We start from the raw sequence: 605 nt of genomic DNA, 5'->3' as shown, positions 1-605 counted from the left end.
GGATCCCAACGCTATGGACTAATAGCTATTTTGTATCTACAGTAGGTGGTGCACCACTTTCTGTAATTAAGCAGTATATTGAAGATCAAAAAAACGTTTAGGTGATATCTATGAAATTAACAGAAACAGTCAAGCTTTATCCAAATAAATATCAGACAGAATTGATCAAGGCAACGATGACAGAGTATATTTCTACAGTCAATCATCTTGTTTTTGATGCAATCAATGTATTCGAGATGCCAAGTCCATCATAAGAAAATATAATAAGGCTTTAAGAAATTCAAATACTCAAGTAAAACTTCCTGTTTTGAAAAAAATGTGCTGTTATATCAACAATCAAAATTTTAGAATCAATGATGACTGTATAAGCTTTCCAGTAATGATCAATGGAAAGTCAAAACGTATATCAGTCAAGACAAAAATATCCAAAAGACAGAGATTGATATTTTCATCCAGTAAATTAGGAACGATGCGCATTGTTGTAAAAGGACATAATCTAGTATCACAGATCGTCTATGATGCAAAAGAAGATGCTACTTCTTCAAATGACAATGTCATGGGTGTTGATCTTGGAATCAAATGTCCTGCTGTAAGCTATTGTCCAG

2 protein-coding genes are annotated in these 605 nt (G+C 32.9%); both read left to right on the top strand.

The window, feature by feature from the left end; genetic code table 11:
* The coding region (locus tag LJD34_RS16120; RefSeq protein WP_227360378.1) for a transposase at window positions 1-101 on the top strand (101 nt) is incomplete at its 5' end.
* Between the two features lie 9 nt (window positions 102-110).
* Window positions 111-254, top strand: coding sequence for a hypothetical protein (locus LJD34_RS16115; protein WP_158575528.1), 144 nt, complete (start codon window positions 111-113; stop codon window positions 252-254).
* Window positions 255-605: the final 351 nt, after the last annotated feature.

It is taken from the genome of Faecalibacillus sp. MSK20_93 (assembly GCF_020589945.1).
In the GTDB taxonomy this organism is placed as follows: domain Bacteria; phylum Bacillota_I; class Bacilli_A; order Erysipelotrichales; family Coprobacillaceae; genus Faecalibacillus; species Faecalibacillus intestinalis.
The sequence above is the reverse complement of the archived record's forward strand: the minus strand, read 5'-3'. Positions and strand labels throughout refer to the sequence as shown.